Origin of the sequence: Leptolyngbya sp. PL-A3, assembly GCF_039962325.1 — a bacterium.
Lineage (GTDB): Bacteria > Cyanobacteriota > Cyanobacteriia > Elainellales > Elainellaceae > Vacuolonema.
On the sequence record NZ_JAMPLB010000024.1, the window covers coordinates 1 to 18,808 of the forward strand.

An 18,808-nucleotide genomic window follows, 5' to 3' on the forward strand; every position below is an offset into this window, starting at 1 on the left:
CTCTAACTGCTCCAGGCTCTCCGTCACCGTGACTTGAAAAGGACGTCCTGTCATCGCCCATCACCTCAAAGAGGACTCTTCTAGTTTGGCGCAGCTTCATATTTGTTTGGTATTACATCTAGTACCGCTTTAGCAGCAGACTCCAGAACCATTATTTTTTTCGCCACTTCGCGATAAAAAACAACGGTTCTGGAGTCTGCTGCAGAATGTGAAGCAGGTTATAAGTCCTGCTCAATTTCTACCAGTTTTTGCCGTGATAATTGCCCCAACTTAATCGTGACTCTAGACTTAGAAACTCCATAGGTTTTCGCCAACAGCTTAATCAACTCGGCATTGTTTTAAGGGTTGTTTTTTCCTGCGCGAAGCGCAGGAAAAAACAACCCTTCCAGATAGCTGTAAAACGTGCCCTAGTAGTCTAGAAATAGCATATCGAAGGTATCCACATGATCGGGTGGAAGCACCACAGGGGGCGGTTGGACAGGATTACCTTCAGCCGCCCGCATCTGATCCACCGAGTTCTCCATGTGGGCAACATGGCGATCGAGAACGGTAATGCGATCGCAAATCTGCTGTCGTCGTTGATCTAGACTTTCCAACTCTTGCTGGAGCCGCTTCTTCTCAACTACCAACTTATAAATATCAAGAAAAGCCGCCGCTTCCGACTTCTGGCGGGGCATAGTAGAAATCTTGGGACGAATGATTCCGCGATGTTGGGAGCGGGGCATGGACGCATTCCTCAGCTAGCGACCCGAACGGTCTTATTCTTCCCACTATTCCATTCCCCTCATCGGAAATCCGACAAACTTCGCATTCATTTATGTCCAGGAATTTGTGTTGTGGGTGGGGATGCTTCGCATCCCTACCCACAACACAATTCGTAAGTCCTAATGTCCACAGTTCCAAGCGTTTTTTGCTGACTCATAACTATAAAGCCCAGATGCTGCCTGTTAAGCAAGCAGCATTGGGTGCATCCCACTTTTGCAGATTTGGAAACCCACTTTTGTAAGTGAGGCGGGCTTAGCCCGCCTCACTTACAAAAGTGGGATGCACCCGCAGCATTTAGCTACTTTGGACTGCTTACTTCCTGCGGGGAAGAATTAAGTGCGATAGGCAAGACGCAAGCTTTGATAGAGCAGGAAGAAGGAGGCGATCGCCATCAGTCCACCCCAAAACCAGTAGGGTAACAGCAAACTCTGGGCGATCTGCCCCGAATCTGACAACATAAAACGTCCGCCGATTAAAGCCTGACGAGTGAAGAGATAATCCAACTGGTGATACGTGCTGATACAGGCTTGTACCCCCAAGAATTGGATGGAGAAAACTTGCAACCAACGAGAACCCCTCAGAGCGATCGCCAGAATTGCTAACCCCATCAAAGGAATAGCCACGAGGCCAAAGAGCGATCGCACCCAGATCAACGCCGACAGTACCAACGTTCCTCCCAACAGCAGCAGAGCCGTACGAGCCGAAGCCCGACTGCGAGAAGCCAGGATTAAAGCCGCACCGGCCAACGGAGGCCCCATTGGCCCAGCCGCAGACACCAACGCTCGCCCCAGAGGCCCCAAAACTCGCACATCACTGTGAAAAGCTACCCCGGAGCTATTCGGAAAAATCAGCAATCGCTTAAAGTTGCCCCCCAACAGCATAGCCATCAGACCATGCCCCATTTCATGAAACCAGGTGGCAAGAATACTGAAGGGATAAAGAATGTAGTTGCCAAAGGGAAACTGCCAGAGCAAGACGGTCACGATCGCCGCAGACACCAACCAGGTCAACCCAACGCGATCAGGAGCTTTGTCCATACCTATCATCGAATCATTCCAGCGATCGCTCATAGAGGCCGCACCAAAATGAAGGGATCGCTTCCACTCTAGCGATTCCTTCAACAAATTGACCATTTCTCAAAACTTGAGCTGCCTTAATATCTCACCTTAATCGGCACCGTCTTCAAATCTGCCTCCAGAGCTTCGACTGATCCATAACGGTTTTCTAAAGTCGGTTCCGTCAGCCGATGCAAAATGGGCACCATCTCCTTCGGCAGTTTAGGAATCAGGCTAGCTCGGAACCGGAGTTGGCCTTCCTGATCACCGTAAAATACAACGGGGTTATGGCCGGTGATCAGGAAGGCCAGCAGCGGAGCCAGGGCGAAGAGGTCAGTACCGGGGGAAGCATGGAGCTGCATTTGCTCGGGAGCAAAGTAGCCGCGTGAACCGGGAAGCATGGGCCGTCCCAAAATAACCCGTTTAATAACCCCAAAGTCGACCAGAGCCAGGGTGTCTTGCTCAGGGTTATAAATGATGTTTTGAGGCCGTAGATCACGGTGGGCAACGGGAGGCGTGAAGTCATGGAGATAGCCAAGGATCTGGCAGAGTTCGAAAATCCAGGCGATCGCCCGCTCCACCGTGACAGGCCCATGGGCAGCAATATAATCCCGCAAATTTTGACCGGGCATCATCTGCATCACAAGGGCAGGCTTTTTCCCTTCGGAGAAAAACTCAATCAGGTGGGGAAGATGTGCGTGATGAAGATGGCGCAGGGTTTCGGCTTCATGCTCCAGGCTGGCGAGCACTTGAGGGTCTTTGAGCCACTCCTCGTTTAAGGTTTTAAGGGCCACAGTCCGACCTGCACGCCAGGCTTGATAAGTAATACTCAGGTCGCTCTGACCGAGCACCGTAAGCAACTGATACTTACCCAGAGTATCGAGCACCTTCAGGGGTTGACCACAATCAACACAAAACAGGTCTCCCCCCCGTAAGTGGGGGCAATCCTGGTCAAAAAAACCAGGGAATGAGCTAGGCCTTTCCCCAGAATCCATAGAAGGGATCATGGAAATTGGATCGGCCGGCTCATCAGAATCGGCTTCAGGGTCAATTTGAAGATGCGCCGGAACGGGAATGATGCCACTAATCGATGAGTAGGAAGCCCCCTCATGCGGCACACCTCGCTCCAGACCGGGAAAACCGGTCTTACGATCTGTGACTTCGGTCGGTATCAGTATGTTTTCACCCCGAGGTTGAGTCTCAGTGCGGTTAGCCCGCATGGCAGCTGTGTCTTCCTTCAGAGCCTCAGGCCCCAACCGAATTTTGATATTCGGCCCTGAGCGAGCCAGGCGAATGATCGACCCGTCAGAGACGGGCACCTGGGTAATACGTTTCCCATCTAGATAGGTGCCATTCGTACCGAGGTTAACAGCTTCCCAGTTTGCGCCCACTCGTCGCAACTCAACGTGATGGCGAGAAACAACGGCACTGTAGAGAATGACATGATTATCGGTGGATCGCCCAATACGAATCACAGACTCATTTTCAAACGTCCAGAGCTGTACTGGGATTTGCTTGATCGGGTGCAGGAGGGATAGGGTAATCACACTGATGGGGAGATGGGTGATAACGGGTTGATCGAAGTGTCGAGGTGGGCAGAACTCCGGTAAGGGCGGTAAGGTCAGCGTAAGGGGAAACGTCCTCACTTATAAAGGCAATTCTAGAGGAACCGTAGAAGACCGGGCGATGGCCAGGGCGGTAAAGGCCAAATGAGCTTAAGATAGTTGGAAAATGAAGGTCACCTTGTCCCCCTTACCGAGGGAAAGGCGATCGCCCGGACGCAACCGATGACGGTTCCCCATGGGCAAGGGCATGTTGTTGACGTAAGTGCCATTGGAACTACCCACGTCCTCCAGGTAATAGGCGTCACCCTCTACTCGGATATCAGCATGGATGCGCGAGACGATCTCAGAATTTGGGAAACCTGATACGTCGATGTTAGGGGGAATGCGATCGTTCGGCTTGCCCAGATGAACAACGGTAAGATGCCCTGGAATTTCAAGTAAAGTATCTGTCTGCACATGCAACAGGCGAGCGGTCTGAAGTTGCAGTTGGGTCGCTGTAATGGGAGCCGGTACTTGTGGTGGTGGCGGCGGCGGTGGGGGTACGACAACTTCTTGCCCTGATAGGGGCGGCATTGAGGGAAGCGCTACTTCCTCTCCTGCCGCAGGAGGTACAGCAGGAACCCCAACTTCAGCCACTAACGGGTCAGGCATGGCAAGGGGATCTAGAGGCGGTAGATCGGGGATATCCAGACCCGGAGTGGGAGCAGGGGGTATGGTAGCACTGGCATCGGGTGCAACAGCCGGGCTTCCCTTTAGATTAGACCCACACTGACCACAAAAGCTTGCGTCAGCCTGCACCTTTGCCCCGCAACTCGGGCAATTCATCATGGTGGGTAGAGGTGTGTAGCAGGCTTCACACTGAATAGCTCCGTCGGGGTTTTGGTGGTTGCAGTTTGGGCAGACAATCATCGTTGCAATCTCTCGGCTGTGTTCCCATCAACGACATCCTAAGCGAGCCGATGTGTTGGAAACAATTTTTTAATGTCCTGTTATGCATTTTGGCTGAAATCTGAGCTATCGGCACCCTCATCTTAGAATTGGCTGATTTTTGGGGGGCTATACCCCCCAAAAACCAACAATTCTCTTTTATTTCGTTTTTAATGCCGGTACGTGACATTAAAAATTGACAAAGCACTAGGCTTGGGGCCAGGCCGCTGCATCCAGTAACCAATACAGCATACCCTGTGGTTGAATGAGCCGGGAGGGGTACTGATCAGCATCTCCTTCAGGGGCAAACACCTGGATTAGGGCAGGATGCTTGCTAGCTCCAGAAACCATGAATACAACGCGATCGCTCTGGTTAATCAAAGGCACAGTGAAGCTGATGCGGGGTTGACCGTCTTTGTTGCCAACTGTGATCAGGCGATCGCGGACTCCCAGCGCTTCTGTATGGGGAAAGAGGGAGGCTGTGTGTCCATCGTCTCCCATACCCAGGAGGATCATGTCCAGGGTTGGGACGGTGCCGGAAGTGTTGCCCAAAAAGGCTTTGAGTTCCTGCTCATAGCGATCCGCTGCGACAGCAGGGTCGGCGTCATCGGTGGGCATGGGGTGGATGTTTTCGGCAGGAATGGGGACGTGGTCGAGCCAGGCGCGGCGTGCCATCCCAGCGTTGCTATCGGGGTGATCGTGAGGAACGTAGCGTTCGTCGCCCCAAAAGACATAAATCTGCTCCCAGGGGAGGGATTGTTGGGCGATCGCTTCATACAGCGGTTTGGGGGTGCTGCCTCCGGCCAGGGCAATAGTGTAGCGTCCATTGCGGGCGATGGCTTCTTGGACGCTTTGTAGCACTAATTCAAGCGATCGCGCGACGAGGGCTTCGCGATCGGGAAACACTTCGACTTGGCGGGGCTTAGCGGAATCCATAGCATTTCTCCGGAAAGTGGAATGGTGTGCCTCAGGGCCTCGAGTGTGGATTGGTAATCGGAGGTTTGAGGTTCTCCCCAGGTTTAAGGGCGATCGTCTGGATTCGCAGAAATATTAACGATTTCTAAGGGTTTGGCTTAGGGTCTGGGGGACAAAGTGGTGTGTTATGGCGTGGCTCTCCTGCCATAATTGGCTTGAATGTGGCGCTTCGCATCGGTGGGAGAGGATCAGGTTTATGCGCTGTAGGAAATAAGTCTGCTTAGGTACGCTTTATGCAGATCAGTTCTTATTCTTAGGTTCCTCGGCTCACTGAATATGATGTGCTATCCGGTTCGTGAGTGGCACATCATTTTTAATGTTTATTGATGCCTACCGACTGAGTACTCGAAAAATCAGTTTTGGGTTTTTGGATATTGTTATCGCTTGGATGGTTAGGACATGGAGAGACAGTAGGTTCTAGGTTCCTTCTTTCATGGCTCTCGCCAGAGCCATGACGCCGTAAACTCGGATTCCTTGCTGTTTGAAGGCATGGATAGCCGCTTGGGCTGTAGCTCCAGTGGTATAGATGTCGTCCAGGAGTAGAACGCTTGAGTTGGATGGGCAGTGCCACGGCGGATTGACTTGCATCGCTCCCATCAAGTTTTTGCTCCGTTGGTCTGTAGAGAGGCCGAATTGCGCATGGGTGGAGCGAACGCGGAGTAAGGCACGTCGTTCGAGGGGGAGGCGGGTGATCTGGCAAAAGCTGTCAGCCAAAAGTTCGGCCTGGTTGAAGCCCCGTTGCTGGTGTTTGTCAGGATGCATGGGGATGGGAACGACCAGGAGTTTGGGGGGGTGTTGGATGGATTTCCAGGAGCGGCCCATCCAGTGCCCCAGGGGTTGAGCTAGCTGGGGATGGTTTTCGTATTTGAGGCTGGCGATCGCCCGTTTCAATGCACCTCCATACTGCCCCCAGGCAAACACAGGCGGCGTTTCCTGTTTGAAGCTGGTGAGGGTAGGGAGCTGGCAGTGCTGTACCTGTCTGATACAGCTGGGGCACAACTCCTGTTGGGTTGGCCGTTCGCAGAGAGGGCAGTCCTTCGCGAGTACTAAATTTACAAGTGGTTCGAAGTAGCGTGTCCACCCTGAAAAACTCGGCATGGAGGAGGTCTCATTGATATAGTAGATTTCCAAGTAACGGTCTAACTCGGTTAATCGAGCCCAACCGTTAGGAAGATGTAGCTATGACAGAAGAGTGCCAGAATCAACAGCAATCTCCAAACGTTTGCCTTGAACTCACCGGGCTCAGCCCTGTGATGTTTAATGGATTTGGCATTTAACAAATCTATAGTTCCGCTTGAATCGGTTAGAACTAACATAGTTTTACTTAGTTATTGCTTTGGGCTACCTTCCCAGGGGCCGCCCTGTTGACGTTCTGTACCGAGGTCACAAACCCAACCGAAACGATTGACGCGTTTTACATTTCCCATGGCATTACCACTACCCACAAAAGCAGCTCGCGATTTACCGGCTATTAACGAACGTATTCGTTTTCCACAAGTCAGAGTTATTGATGTTGACGGTACCAATCTCGGCGTGATGCACCCGAGGGATGCTCAAAGAGTGGCAGAGGAGAAAGAGCTCGACCTGGTTCTTGTAAGCGGTGAAAAAGCCGACCCGCCGGTTTGCCGCATTATGGACTACGGCAAATATAAATTTGAGCAGGAAAAACGAGCGCGGGAAGCACGCAAGAAGCAGCATACCTCTGAAATCAAAGAGGTGAAGATGCGCTACAAGATTGAGGAGCACGACTACAACGTCTGTGTAAACCGGGCTGAACGCTTTATCAAATCGGGCGATAAGGTAAAGGCGACAGTCATCTTTAGAGGCCGAGAAATCCAACATAAGGATTTGGCCGAAACCCTGCTAAAAAAGTTGGCATCGGATTTAGAGCCTGTTGCTGAAGTGCAGCAAGATCCCAAGCAAGAAGGCAAAAATATGATTATGATGCTGGCTCCAAAACGTTAGAGTCTGCCTTAAAAGTTGTTTTTTCATGCGTTTCGCGCATGAAAAAACAACCTTCAGGCAGCTCTAAAGCATGCCCTAATCTTCGTTCCCTGTAAGGGTGGGCTGACTCACCTTTACCCGGTAGACCATAGCCGCTGTATTGAGCGGTTTGTTTTGCTCTGCTCTACGTCTGCAAAAGCAAATCTAACCTTCTGGAAAACGTTCGCTATGGAGTTTTGCAGTTCGCTGTTGTTTGTTTTTGAGCTGAGAATCTGGCGTAGCTACAGACAAAACCTCTCAGGAGATTTCCAGATAAGAACTTCCCCATTATTTGGAAAAAAGGCGCGGCTTCGCCGCGCCTTTTTTCCAAATAATGGGGATATTGTTTCTCAGAAATCTCCTAGGACTTAGATTTTTCCGTTGGGGAACTTTGCCTCCCAACGGAAAAATCTAAGTCCTAGAGGTAGTTTTATTTTTTGCCCTGTACTGAGCAGTACTTCAACAAAAATTTACAAGTCCTGTGTATGCTTGTGGAGTCTACCCCACAAAAGATACAGGTTTGGCATACACCAGGTTTCTTGAGGTCGGTTTAGGCCAGTAAAAAGGGAATGATGAGGTTAGAAGAATAGTAAACATCAAAAAAGGGCGATCGCTATCACCCTTTTTATGGTTATGACAGCCTGCTCCACAACTCATCCTGACCGCTGGTGTCTTTCACTTAATCGACCCGTATAATCCGGCCCACCTACTTTACGTGGAGGAAAGTACCCTAAAGGTCTGAGCTGACCTCTGGGTTTGCTTCGTTTTCCTCTATGCCAACATCTACCGCTCACCCAGTCAAAACTTGTACCATCATCGTCAGGTTGAGGCACCATTAGGGGTTAGAGCATCTGCAGGGACATTACCCAGACTGCATGGACACCAACACCGGGTCGCCGACCCATACTTACAAAAAATCCTTGCTTGAGCGCACCCTCCTGCGCTGGCTTAACCTGCGGGCCGAAGAGAGTGCCCGAACCTTCTGGATGTTCGCCTTCTACACCGCTACCTCGATTGGGGTCCTGTGGCTGGAAGTGAGCATTGCCGCTAAGTTTCTGGATGCGTACGGGGCCGAGGCGTTGCCCTGGATTTACATCGTCAGTGCGGGCATTGGCACGATTTTGGGGTTCTTCTACTCATTCCTCCAAAAGTTTTTGCCCCTGCGCCGAGTGATTGTCATTATTGCTGTATTGATGGCTCTGCCATTGCTGGTGTTCCGGGTAGGCCTGAGTTTGCCCTTGATGGTGGGCTACACGGTGTTTCTCATGCGGCTATGGATGGAAGCCATCTATGTACTAAATGAGCTGAACACCTCCATTACCGCCAACCAGCTTTTTAATATTCGAGAAATTAAACGCACCTATCCTCTCATTAGCAGTGGAGTGTTGGTGGCCGACGTCCTCAGTGGTCTTTCATTGCCTCCGCTTCGCAACCTGATTGGTCTGGATAACATTATTCTTGGAGCTTGTTTACTCCTATTAATTGGCGCTCTCATCCTGTTTTACCTGAGCCAGACCTATCGCCAGTTTTTCCCCGATTCTTCACGACGGCGGCTCCAGGAACGTCAGCCTGACTTTACAACACGACGCCTTCGAGGACCATTGCAGCGATATGTCATTCTGGTCATTGCGTTCTTTGTGATGGCTCAGGTGCTCTGGCTGCTGCTGGATTACCAATATTTGGCACAGCTAGAACAAAATCTAAACCTGGATAATCTAGTTGATTTTCTCGCCATCTTCAGCGCCATTCTGGGCACCTTCGAGCTCTTGCTGCAATGGTTTGCCTCAAGCCGCATGATTGAGCGTTTGGGGGTGTTCATTGTCACCATGTCGTCTCCGGCCCTGCTGTTTGCCGTCAGTGGGCTGGCCCTCGGGGGAGCCGTCAAACTGTTTATCGGCGTGATCCTTCTACGGTTTCTGGATGAATTGCTGCGATATACCGTATTGGCGACCACGGGGCCTATTCTCTTCCAGCCAGTTCCCGATACCGTACGGAGCCGTATTCAATCTTTTGTGCGCGGAATTGCAGAACCCGTCGCCACAGGGTTGATGGGGGTGCTGATGTTGGGTGTGTTGGCGATGTGTAAACGCTACTTCGGCAGTCTTGATGAAGCTGCCTATGGGGATGTTGTCAGCAAGGCGTTTGTTGGCATGATTGCGATCTTTAGCCTGATCTGGTTATTTACGGTCTGGCGGTTGCGATCGCGCTACGTCGAACTGCTGGTCAAAAGTGCTGACCGTGGGGATCTCAGTCTTTCCGATGTAGACCTGCGAACCTTCAAACGGGCCATTGTGGAAGCCTTGGGCCGGGGGACTGATGCTGACAAGAAATCCTGTATTGAGTTGCTCACCCACATCGATCCCAAAAATGTCGGGGATGTGCTCAGCCCAATGTTGCCTCAACTCTCCCCAGCTTTGCAACGGCAAAGCCTGGAGGCGATGGCCGAGTATCCCAGCGAGATCTATTTGGCTGGGGTGCGATCGCTTCTCTTTGAAGACCTAAAACCCGATGTGCTGGCCCTGGCTCTGCGCTACATCTGGCTGACAGACCCTAACCCCGAAATCGGCCAGCTCCGCCCCTACCTCAACTCTGACATTGACCCCGAAGTGCGAGGCACCGCCGCGTCATTAATGCTGCGTCGGGGTAATCCTCAGCAGAAGGCCGAGGCTACCGATACCTTACGCCGAATGCTCACCCATAAGCGGGAGCGGGAGCGGGTGATGGGTTGTCGAGCCTTGGGAGAAGCGGTTTACATGCAAGCCCTGCGGCTCTACATCCGACCGCTGTTGCAGGATGAGTCGCTGCGAGTGCGCTGTGCGCTGTTAGAGGCGATCGCTGCCACACGCCTGGAGGAATATTACCCCTCTCTATTGCGGGGACTGTATTACAAATCCACGCGTGAGGCCGCTACGCTGGCCCTGGTCAAGCTGGGAGATGATGCCATCCCCATGCTTGTAAAGCTAGGCGAAGACATCTATAAACCAGAGCTGGTGCGCTCTCAAGCCTGGCTTACTCTGGGGCGAATTGGCACACCCCAGGCCATTGAAGCTCTAGTCTCCCACCTGATGGCTGCTTGGGGGCATACCCGCCGTTCGATCCTCCGCATCTTGCTGAAGCTACCTCAAGAACGGGGCATTGATGCGGTGGCTGACATTCTGGGTCGCCAGGGGGTTGAAACTCTAATCAACCAGGAATTGCAATTCATTGGGCATACCTACGCTGGCCTGCTGGATCTAGCTCCCGATCGCATTGCTGGCGATGATGCCGAACTATGGCGGCGCGCGATGCGAGATGCCCAGGAGGATTCTCGTCAGCGCATTTTCTTGTTAATGCGTTTTCTTTATTCTTCCAGCACGATTCAGGCCGCTCTGTTCAACCTGCAATCCAACTCCTGGGAAAGCAACGCCCGAGGTCTGGAGATCTTGGACAACACTCTAGATATCGAGAGTAAGGGGGCCTTGCTTAATGTGTTGGATCGGCGCAGCGATCGCGAAAAATTGGACAGCCTCTCCGATTTCATGGAGTATCAGCCCTTGTCCCCTAGCCAACGACTGCGGCATTTGTTGGATTTACGCTACTTCCTGTCAGACTGGGTGACGGCCTGCTGCTTCCACCTGGCTCGGCAACAGCGCTGGAGCCTGACGGCAGAGCAAACCGTCGCCGGGTTGCGACATCCCACAGGGTATGTTCGAGAGGCCGTGCTGGCTTACTTAAGTGTGGCTTCCCCTCGCTCCCTTCAAGAGTTCCTCCCGTTGTTGCAGCAAGACCCCGATCGCCTGGTCATGGCTCAGGTAAATTATCTGATGGCAAAGCTGAGGCTGGCGGTTGATCGAAGCAATTCCTCAAATGGGCATGCTAAACCTGCGCCCTCTATGACAGACACGACCGGACTAAACCCGATTTAGTCTGTAACGCTTGATCTAGAGGGAATTTATGCATCAGGGGAACTATAATGAGCCGTTATGCTACTGACCAGCGTTGATCGATTACTATTTGTTCGAGCCGTCCCCATCTTTCAGGAATTGCGGGATGACTTTTTGGTAAGGCTGGCATCCATTATGGATGAGTTGTCCTTCCCAGCCCGGCACACCATTTTTACCGAGGGGCAAGAGGGGCGATCGCTCTATATTCTCGTTTCAGGGCGGGTGCATGTGCATGTGGGCGATCGCGAGCTGGCTCGTCTTGATAAGGGAGCCTGCTTCGGAGAAATGTCAGTATTCGATGCAGAACCACGTTCTGCCTCCATTACCACCATTGAAGCTTGCGAGTGTTTGATGCTCACTCAACAGCAGCTCTACGAGGCGATCGAGGAAACTCCTGGTATCGCTGTCAACATCATTCGCCTCCTTTCCCGTCGTATCCGTGAGCAAAACATCAAAATTAACGAACTTCAGGAAACGAGTGGAAAGCGGCTGCCTATAGCCATCCACGAAAAATTAAGTGGCTTATAAGAATTTCCATACTTGTGGTGAATATCGCAGTAGTCACAAGGCCTATAGCAAAAAGGGGTGGGCTAATCCCACCCCTTTTTACAGTATTCAAATTGATTACAGCGCTTTTCAAACGCTTCAAATCTGGTTGTTTTTGTGAGAGCCGCGCTGAGCGCGGCTCTCACAAAAACAACCGTGGCTGATTCAAGCGCAAAGCGCTGTAAGTACAAGAGGGAGTGTGTGGCAGCACACACTCCCTCTTGTACTTAATCAACCTACACAGGACTTACGCAAGCCCGCTATCCGTAGCGCATTTGTGTTGTGGGTGGGGTGCGAAGCACCCCACCCACAACACAAATGCGTAAGCCCTGCTACATAAAGCGGTAGGCTTTAGGACACATGATTATCGGGGCAAAGCAAAGGGATCGGCATCGAGTGGATCAGGTGGTAACTCTCCTTGAGGAGAGGGCTGTGTCCTTTGAGGCTGAGCTTGAGGTTGAGGTTGGGGAGGAGCCGAAGGCTCAGCTTGGGACCGGGGTGATGGAGCCGCACTGGGTGCGAGGGGATCACCTGGCAAAGGAGTGAAGGTTGTTCCCGGAGGCAGCGTACCCGGAGCTACAGGTGTAGTTTGATTACCCTCAGTGCCCCCCTGACTACCGGGAGCTTCTGGCAGCGTGGCTAAGGCAACGCGATCGCCTCCCACCGAACGTAGAATATCGAGCACCTGAACCACATCGTTGTAACTGGCTAGCCGCGACGCGTAAAGCACCATAATCCCGTCGGGATTTGCGTCTCGAAACTCCACCAATCGCCGTTGCAGTTCCTCTGCACTGACCGCTTCTTTGTCGATATAGATCAAGCCGACAGGATCTACGCTAACCAGTAACATCTCCCGCATCTGAGTAATGCCACTGGTCGCGCGGGGTAAATCAACATTAATCCCTGCCTGCCGGGTGAGTGTTACCGACGCCAATAGAAAAAATGTCAGGATGCAGAAGATAACGTCAATTAGCGGAATTAACTCAATCCGAACTTCCGTCGCACTCGGTTGATACTTGACCTTCATAGAAGAGAGCCCAAATAAACAGCGCAGGTAAATGGAGTAATAGGCTTCAGGGTTCGATAGACTCCTGAACCTCAGTCGGGGTATCTGAGGCACTATCAGGTGAAGTCACTCGCAAGTGACCACTATTATTTTGTGCGCTGCCTCGTTTGGCCCAATTTTGCCGGTAAAGCAACTCAAGTTCGTTGCCCGCTTTCTGAAAGAGCTTGACCTGTCCAGAAGCTAAACCCTGGAAAACTCGATAGAAGGCGAGGCTAAGCAAGGCGACGATCAAACCAGTGGCAGTAGAGTAGAGGGCTTCGGCGATCCCAAAGGATACACCTTCAGTCGCACTGGTACCAATATCCCCAAGGCGAATATTTCCCAGGGAGCTGATTAGACCTAGCACCGTACCTAGCAGACCGAGTAGGGGAGCGATCGCAATAGTCGATTCGAGGATCTTGTCCCCCCGTTGCATAGCAGCTAATTCCTCATCGGCAGAAGCTTCTAAAGCCAACTTCAAAACATCTGGCTCCGGGTCATACAGCTCGAGGGCTGAGTTGAGGAAACGACCAATGGGCTGATCCGTGGAGCGGCGGGCAATATCTGCAGCAGCACCCCAATCCCGGCGAGCTGCTTCTAACACACGTCCGGCGATTTCCCGCTCGCGGGTTAGCATCTTCCACCAGAACCAAGCTCGCTCAATCGCTACCGAAAGCGACAAAAAGGACAGTATCAGTAGCGGGTACATTACAACCCCGCCTCTGGAAAATGCCTCGGCAATATTCACAACCCATGTCCTCCCAAACGTCCCTCGCAGACTCTATCGCAATCTGGGGTCCCAATCAAAGTATGCGAACTCATTTTAGTAGCTATGTCGTATTCCAGTTAATTCTAGTTTTCGCTTCGGTAATCGGGTTATCCGCACGAAGCGTCTCAATTCAAAAAATCCACCTCAAACATTGACGAATTTTTTCCCGGAAAGTGCCACTCATCTTCCAAAATTAGGATGCTTTCAGGAATGAAATTACCTCTTGACGCAGGTGGTTTGCTTGCTCTGTAAGCAAACCACCCACCTCACAGGTAAATTCCTAGGCAGAAATCCCCTTACACCTTCATAAATTCGGGTTTTGAGGGGGTAAATCGTTAGGCAGCTTCACCCCGCAACGATTCATGCAGGAAGTCTATTGCATAAAGATTTGTCAGGCGATCGCCAACTCCAGAGCCCCTAAAACCCCTGGGTCTGGCTCGTCAAAGCGTTAGGTTATGTCTAGTCATTCAACAATTTCGTACCGAACAACTTGCAATGCTTTCTACAAGGAGTGACAGCATAAAAGGTTAGATGCGTTCTCTTCATATAGTGCAATAATGTACTCGCGACTCGTGAAAATCGAACGGTTGCTTACGTCTCGATTAGCAATCCAGTCGTTGTAGCTCAAGCAAATTCCCTAAAAACAGATCATGGCCACACTCGAAGAAAATAAGCGCGTCTGGGATGGTAAATACAAATGGCCTCAGGGCGGAGACGAATGGTCAGCAGCCTGGGGTGGTGCTCGGATGCAATGGTATGGAACACTTCTACCCCGGATTCATGACTTTGTTCCTGCGGACTCTATCCTGGAAATTGCCTGTGGCTATGGACGCTGGACTCAGTTTTTAAAGGATCTCTGCAAAGAGTTAACAGTCGTTGATCTCTCGGCAAGCTGCGTCAAAGCGTGCAAAGAGCGATTTGCGGATGAGACCCACATTAAGTATTTCGTTAATAACGGTAAATCCCTCGACATGATTCCTGATGAGTCGATGGATTTTATTTTCAGCTTCGACTCCCTCGTGCATGCCGAGGCTCCCATTCTCAAGGGTTACGTTACTCAGTTGAAGCGTATCCTGAAGCCTACAGGGATTGCCTTTATCCACCACTCGAACCTGGGTGAATATCCAATTTATAGCCGCATTACTCCCTTCTCCAAAACCCATAAAATTCTGGCCAAGCTGGGGGTGATGGAAGAAAACATCCATTGGCGTGAAGGGGGCGTAACCGCAGCAGACGTTGCGGCTCATGCAGATGCTAACGGCTTGCGGTGCATCAGCCAGGAAATCGTGAACTGGGGTACAAAGAAAGCACTGATCGATTGCTTTTCGGTGATCGTGCGTCAAGATTCTCCCCATTGCCATGACACCGAAGTCATTCGCAACCCTCGAATGATGGAAGAGGCTGATACCTTACTGAAGTTGTCGAAGCTATACGAGCCCAATACAGCCCGTTAAACTTCAAACAATTAAAGCGCTGTGCAGGTTGATTAAGTACGGTGGTGTGGGGCACTTCGTGCCCCACACCACCGCTTCTGTACTTAACGCACTTGCACATTGCTATATCGAGCGGGGAGCTGAATTCTTCCCGCTCGATTGCTTTAAATATCACCTTCTCCTTCAAAAAGCGTGCGCAGGGGTTGGGCGTTAATCTGGCAGGTTTCGCTCAGGTAGCGCGACAAAATATCTGATTGACCGTGGGTGACGTAAACAGTTTTGGCTTCTGTTTGCTGAACCGTCGCAATGAGACTGGGCCAATCGGCGTGATCGGATAGAACAAAGCCGCGCTCGTAACCGCGACGGCGACGGGCACCCCGTACGGCCATCCAGCCTGATGCAAAAGCGGTTTGAGGGTGTTGAAAGCGTTTCATCCAAGCTGAACGATGGGCTGAAGGAGGAGCCAGAATTAAATCCCCCTTAAAGCGATAGTCGCGAGGCATCGCTGAAACGGGAGTGGTTGGGGCCATTTCAACGCCAACTTCACGATAGATTTCAGTTAAGGCGTGAATTGCGCCGTGGACGTAGATAGGGCGATTGTCTCCGCTGTCCGTCTGAAAGTTGCTCAATCTCTGCAACTCTCCCAGCACCCGCTGAGCCTTACCAAAGGCGTAACAGAAAAGAATTGAGGGGCGATCGCTATCCCCTTGCCACCAATCATAAATTTGCTGGGCAACCTCTGCTCCCGTTTGCCAATGGTAGATGGGTAAACCAAAGGTAGCCTCCGTAATAAAGGTGTCACAGGGAACCACTTCAAACGGGTCACAGGTTGGATCGGCGCAACGTTTATAGTCACCTGAAATGACCCAAACTTCCTCCTTCGATTCCACTCGGAGCTGGGCTGATCCCAGTACATGCCCGGCAGAGTGGAACGATACCCAGACATCTCCCAATTTTAGTTTTTCTCCATATTCGACCCCCTGAAGGTTGGTGCGATCGCCCAACCGCTTGCGCAAAATCCCCTCAGATATATGGGTGGCAAAGTACTGCTGCGAACCTGAGCGAGCATGGTCGGAGTGGGCGTGGGTAATGAGAGCCCGTTCCACCGGACGCCAGGGATCAATATAGAAGCCGCCCTTCTCGCAATACAGCCCCTGAGCTTGAACTGAAATGAGGGACATTGGCTAGCTCCTTTCAGCAGATGGCTGTGTTTAAAGGTTGTTTGAAAGGTTGATCCGTCTATGCAGACGGATTAACCTTTCAAACAACCTCTTAGGATCTTAGACTGAATTGAAATTCTGTAAGCTGAGGAGCTGACAAGCCAGGTTCTTAGCTCAAGAAACCCGAAAAATTTATAGCTTGATAGCCCACTCCCAGAAGAAGAGAAGGCGGATGCAAAACATCCACCTTCTCTAGTTGTTGCTAACAATAAATTATGGAGCGATCGCCTGCACTCTTCCAAATAGGTAAGACGCTCATTCTACAAAGGTTTGAGTTAATCTCTCTAACAGCCTAAAGACTCCCGAGTATCAACACCTGTAGTGGGATTTGTACCGCTGGCCGTTTTACAAAGATGGGAAACCTGCTCACGATCGATTACGGCGAAGCTAAAATCGGCCCCGGTAACGTTGGCATCCTTGAAATTTGATTTCAACATCATGGCAGAGGTGAAAATGGCGTCTGTTAAATCGGCCTCGGCCAGGTTCGTAATGTAGGCAATGCCATCGCTAAAGTTAATACCATGCAGATTGGCCCCTCGCAAATTGGCCCCGTTGAATACAGCGCCTGTCAAATCAGCATTGCTGAAATCAACCCCTTGTAATTTGGCATCACTAAATTCGGCCCGTACCAGGTTCTGGCCCGAGTAGTTCTGCGTGGTGGGCTGTACGTCGTCATAAGCGCGAATTGCTGCAGAACTGGCAGCATCTGCTGGAGCTACAAACCCACTAAGGCTCACCATCAGAGCCATGAAGATTCCAAAGAAAATGCGAAGTAAACCCATAATGGTGTGAACGAACGGGGATGACATCATTACAAACGTTAACATTTTTGAATGTCACTTTCGCTCAGGATTTAAATCCAGCGGCAACTCTCGCCATATCGAGCAACCCCAGTCGATCGAAAACGAGTGTTTTGGGTGTACTTTGCACACCCAAAACGCCTAAAAATAGAGAGGAAAGTGGCGCTTTGCGCCACTTTCCTCTCTATTTTTGAGCATATTTGCACTCTACTAAGCCTGAGGTTAGGTTAGGAGCATTTTCAAATGCCGTACGTCACGCAGCATTTAAAAATGCACTTCAACCCTCTCACATACCTTGCCAGGTTGAAAGAGTAATAGCTGTCGCTAAAGTTGCTCAGTATGTAAAGCAGGATGTGTTTTCGAAGAGCCTTGTGGAGCGCTATCTTCCCAACACACACCCTGCTTTACATACTGAGCAACTTCTTTATCGTTATTAATGCAGCTACTAGAACGGGTTCCAGCTGCGGCGCTGGGGGCGTTCACAAAACCGCCGATTAAACCAGGTTAGAAACTCTTCATCAGAACGTAATCGGACGGTATGGCCTGTGCTGGGGTCGTAAATCATACAGCAGGGTTGGCCGTTGCGATCGTACGTTTGCCAGATTGCCGGCTTGTCACCCTGCAAAAGGCGGCAGGTGAGCGATCGCCGAACTCGACGTATCCATTGCTGGACAGGAGGGAGATCGGAATCATCCTGTTCCCAAAGCCATTCCGGGATAAGTTCTAGTTTCTTATATTGAACCCATTGGGGTCGCATAAGGGGGAGCCTCCTATAAAGCAATGTGGGGATTAAGTCGTATGGGCCGCTCTATAGTGAAAGTTCACCAGACACAGCCTTTATTACGCACGTAGGACTAAATCTCATCAAAAACTTTTATGATGAGAGGGTCGTAAAGTTTTGTAAATCATGCACGGCTCGTTAACCTTGCAAGAAAAAGTTGTCGTCGTTGTAGGCGCGACGGGGGGCATTGGTACAGCTCTGTGTCAGAAACTAGTTCCGACGGGAGCAAAATTAGTGCTGGCGGCAAGGCAGAGCGATCGACTGACGTCCCTTTCCCAGACCTTGACAGCCATGGGAGCGCAAGACGTTCAGGTGCTTCCCACTGATATCACCGATCCTCTTCAGCCTAACGCACTCATGAAAAAAGCTGTGGATCAGTTCGGTCGGGTAGATGCCCTGGTAAATACCGCCGGAGCCGCTATTTTGAAGCAATACAGCAAGCTTGGGCCGTCTGATTGGGATGCCATGTTGGATCTCAATCTAAAGGGGTGTTTTTATACGTCACAAGCAGCTGTAGAGGTCATGAAGGAGCAAAAATCTGGGCACATCTGCAATGTGGTAGGTATTTTAGGAAAACACTCCATGATTACTGGAGCGGCCTACTGTGCCTCGAAATTTGGGGTTGTTGGCTTCAGCAAATGTATGGCTGAGGAGGTGAAACGGTATGGCATTAAGTTCACCTTGTTCTACTTCGGCGGTATTGATTCTCCTTTCTGGGACACAGCTGGCTTAAAGGTCGATCGCAGCAAGCTGTTGCGACCCGAAACTGCCGCCAATGCAATTCTCTTTGCCCTATCCCAAGAGCCTCAGGCGATTCCTGCAGAAATTAACATTCAGCCTGAAAGCCACCAGTTCTTCTAAACATTGATTGCCTTGGGCAATCTGGCAGAATAGTTCATTTATAAAAAGCTGCGCGAAGCGCAGCTTTTTATAAATGAACTATTCTGCCCTCATAGCACTATGGTGCTATCAATTCAGCCATTCGTGGTCAGAAAGGACTAATTGAAGGCGCATAGCCCTC

At 51.0% G+C, this 18,808-nt stretch carries 16 protein-coding genes and 1 pseudogene; 5 read left to right on the forward strand and 12 right to left on the reverse strand.

What is annotated here, in order from left to right:
- Positions 1-218: 218 nt before the first annotated feature.
- The 7 genes and pseudogenes from NDI52_RS18220 to NDI52_RS18250 form a co-directional block, all read right to left on the reverse strand.
- Positions 219-335, reverse strand: a pseudogene (locus NDI52_RS18220) (DUF167 domain-containing protein); the annotation flags it as partial.
- A gap of 72 nt (positions 336-407) precedes the next feature.
- A complete protein-coding gene (locus tag NDI52_RS18225; protein WP_190773437.1) occupies positions 408-725 on the reverse strand; it encodes a hypothetical protein in 318 nt (105 codons plus the stop codon).
- 372 nt (positions 726-1,097) lie between these two features.
- The gene (locus NDI52_RS18230) at positions 1,098-1,835 is read right to left on the reverse strand and encodes a M50 family metallopeptidase (RefSeq protein ID WP_190773439.1); all 738 of its coding nucleotides are present in this window, start codon (positions 1,833-1,835) and stop codon (positions 1,098-1,100) included.
- An 83-nt stretch (positions 1,836-1,918) separates the two neighbouring features.
- Entirely contained in the window at positions 1,919-3,466 is a 1,548-nt protein-coding gene (locus NDI52_RS18235; RefSeq protein ID WP_190773436.1) for a protein kinase, read from the reverse strand.
- Between the two features lie 69 nt (positions 3,467-3,535).
- A complete protein-coding gene (locus tag NDI52_RS18240) occupies positions 3,536-4,294 on the reverse strand; it encodes an FHA domain-containing protein (RefSeq protein WP_190773435.1) in 759 nt (252 codons plus the stop codon).
- Between the two features lie 225 nt (positions 4,295-4,519).
- Complete coding sequence (gene pgl / locus NDI52_RS18245; RefSeq protein ID WP_190773434.1) at positions 4,520-5,248, reverse strand: 6-phosphogluconolactonase; 729 nt, start codon at positions 5,246-5,248, stop codon at positions 4,520-4,522.
- Between the two features lie 456 nt (positions 5,249-5,704).
- Positions 5,705-6,385: a ComF family protein gene (locus NDI52_RS18250; protein WP_190773433.1), complete on the reverse strand. Its 681-nt coding sequence runs from the start codon at positions 6,383-6,385 to the stop codon at positions 5,705-5,707.
- A gap of 327 nt (positions 6,386-6,712) precedes the next feature.
- Between NDI52_RS18250 and infC the strand changes: the two genes are divergently transcribed.
- The 3 genes from infC to NDI52_RS18265 all read left to right on the forward strand — a co-directional run bounded on the left by infC (position 6,713) and on the right by NDI52_RS18265 (position 11,721).
- Positions 6,713-7,252 (forward strand): translation initiation factor IF-3, encoded by a 540-nt coding sequence (gene infC, locus NDI52_RS18255; RefSeq protein WP_190773432.1) that lies wholly within the window; start codon positions 6,713-6,715, stop codon positions 7,250-7,252.
- An 893-nt stretch (positions 7,253-8,145) separates the two neighbouring features.
- Positions 8,146-11,175: a HEAT repeat domain-containing protein gene (locus NDI52_RS18260; protein WP_190770361.1), complete on the forward strand. Its 3,030-nt coding sequence runs from the start codon at positions 8,146-8,148 to the stop codon at positions 11,173-11,175.
- Between the two features lie 57 nt (positions 11,176-11,232).
- Positions 11,233-11,721 (forward strand): cyclic nucleotide-binding domain-containing protein, encoded by a 489-nt coding sequence (locus NDI52_RS18265; RefSeq protein ID WP_190770362.1) that lies wholly within the window; start codon positions 11,233-11,235, stop codon positions 11,719-11,721.
- 382 nt (positions 11,722-12,103) lie between these two features.
- Here the strand turns inward: NDI52_RS18265 and NDI52_RS18270 are convergent, their stop codons facing one another.
- Both NDI52_RS18270 and NDI52_RS18275 read right to left on the reverse strand, forming a co-directional pair.
- Positions 12,104-12,766 (reverse strand): biopolymer transporter ExbD, encoded by a 663-nt coding sequence (locus NDI52_RS18270; RefSeq protein WP_190770363.1) that lies wholly within the window; start codon positions 12,764-12,766, stop codon positions 12,104-12,106.
- Positions 12,767-12,812: 46 nt separating this feature from the next.
- Complete coding sequence (locus NDI52_RS18275) at positions 12,813-13,532, reverse strand: MotA/TolQ/ExbB proton channel family protein (RefSeq protein ID WP_190770364.1); 720 nt, start codon at positions 13,530-13,532, stop codon at positions 12,813-12,815.
- A gap of 671 nt (positions 13,533-14,203) precedes the next feature.
- On the opposite strand from NDI52_RS18275, the gene NDI52_RS18280 reads away from it, so the two are divergent.
- Positions 14,204-15,007, forward strand: coding sequence for a class I SAM-dependent methyltransferase (locus tag NDI52_RS18280; protein WP_190770365.1), 804 nt, complete (start codon positions 14,204-14,206; stop codon positions 15,005-15,007).
- 143 nt (positions 15,008-15,150) lie between these two features.
- Here the strand turns inward: NDI52_RS18280 and NDI52_RS18285 are convergent, their stop codons facing one another.
- The 3 genes from NDI52_RS18285 to NDI52_RS18295 form a co-directional block, all read right to left on the reverse strand.
- A complete protein-coding gene (locus NDI52_RS18285) occupies positions 15,151-16,167 on the reverse strand; it encodes a ligase-associated DNA damage response exonuclease (RefSeq protein ID WP_190770366.1) in 1,017 nt (338 codons plus the stop codon).
- A gap of 323 nt (positions 16,168-16,490) precedes the next feature.
- The gene (locus NDI52_RS18290; protein ID WP_242035989.1) at positions 16,491-17,018 is read right to left on the reverse strand and encodes a pentapeptide repeat-containing protein; all 528 of its coding nucleotides are present in this window, start codon (positions 17,016-17,018) and stop codon (positions 16,491-16,493) included.
- Positions 17,019-17,451: 433 nt separating this feature from the next.
- On the reverse strand, positions 17,452-17,763 hold the full coding sequence (locus tag NDI52_RS18295; RefSeq protein WP_190770367.1) for a hypothetical protein: 312 nt from the start codon (positions 17,761-17,763) through the stop codon (positions 17,452-17,454).
- Positions 17,764-17,931: 168 nt separating this feature from the next.
- Between NDI52_RS18295 and NDI52_RS18300 the strand changes: the two genes are divergently transcribed.
- Positions 17,932-18,648 carry an SDR family oxidoreductase gene (locus NDI52_RS18300; RefSeq protein ID WP_190770427.1) on the forward strand — a complete coding sequence of 239 codons (717 nt, stop codon included), beginning with the start codon at positions 17,932-17,934 and terminating at the stop codon, positions 18,646-18,648.
- Positions 18,649-18,808: the final 160 nt, after the last annotated feature.

Coding starts and splice junctions, on each gene's coding strand:
- NDI52_RS18225 (WP_190773437.1), bottom strand. CDS start 725: ATGCCCCGCTCCCAACATCGCGGAATCATTCGTCCCAAGATTTCTACT.
- NDI52_RS18230 (WP_190773439.1), bottom strand. CDS start 1,835: ATGAGCGATCGCTGGAATGATTCGATGATAGGTATGGACAAAGCTCCT.
- NDI52_RS18240 (WP_190773435.1), bottom strand. CDS start 4,294: ATGATTGTCTGCCCAAACTGCAACCACCAAAACCCCGACGGAGCTATT.
- pgl (WP_190773434.1), bottom strand. CDS start 5,248: ATGGATTCCGCTAAGCCCCGCCAAGTCGAAGTGTTTCCCGATCGCGAA.
- NDI52_RS18250 (WP_190773433.1), bottom strand. CDS start 6,385: ATGCCGAGTTTTTCAGGGTGGACACGCTACTTCGAACCACTTGTAAAT.
- infC (WP_190773432.1), top strand. CDS start 6,713: ATGGCATTACCACTACCCACAAAAGCAGCTCGCGATTTACCGGCTATT.
- NDI52_RS18260 (WP_190770361.1), top strand. CDS start 8,146: ATGGACACCAACACCGGGTCGCCGACCCATACTTACAAAAAATCCTTG.
- NDI52_RS18265 (WP_190770362.1), top strand. CDS start 11,233: ATGCTACTGACCAGCGTTGATCGATTACTATTTGTTCGAGCCGTCCCC.
- NDI52_RS18270 (WP_190770363.1), bottom strand. CDS start 12,766: ATGAAGGTCAAGTATCAACCGAGTGCGACGGAAGTTCGGATTGAGTTA.
- NDI52_RS18280 (WP_190770365.1), top strand. CDS start 14,204: ATGGCCACACTCGAAGAAAATAAGCGCGTCTGGGATGGTAAATACAAA.
- NDI52_RS18285 (WP_190770366.1), bottom strand. CDS start 16,167: ATGTCCCTCATTTCAGTTCAAGCTCAGGGGCTGTATTGCGAGAAGGGC.
- NDI52_RS18290 (WP_242035989.1), bottom strand. CDS start 17,018: ATGATGTCATCCCCGTTCGTTCACACCATTATGGGTTTACTTCGCATT.
- NDI52_RS18295 (WP_190770367.1), bottom strand. CDS start 17,763: ATGCGACCCCAATGGGTTCAATATAAGAAACTAGAACTTATCCCGGAA.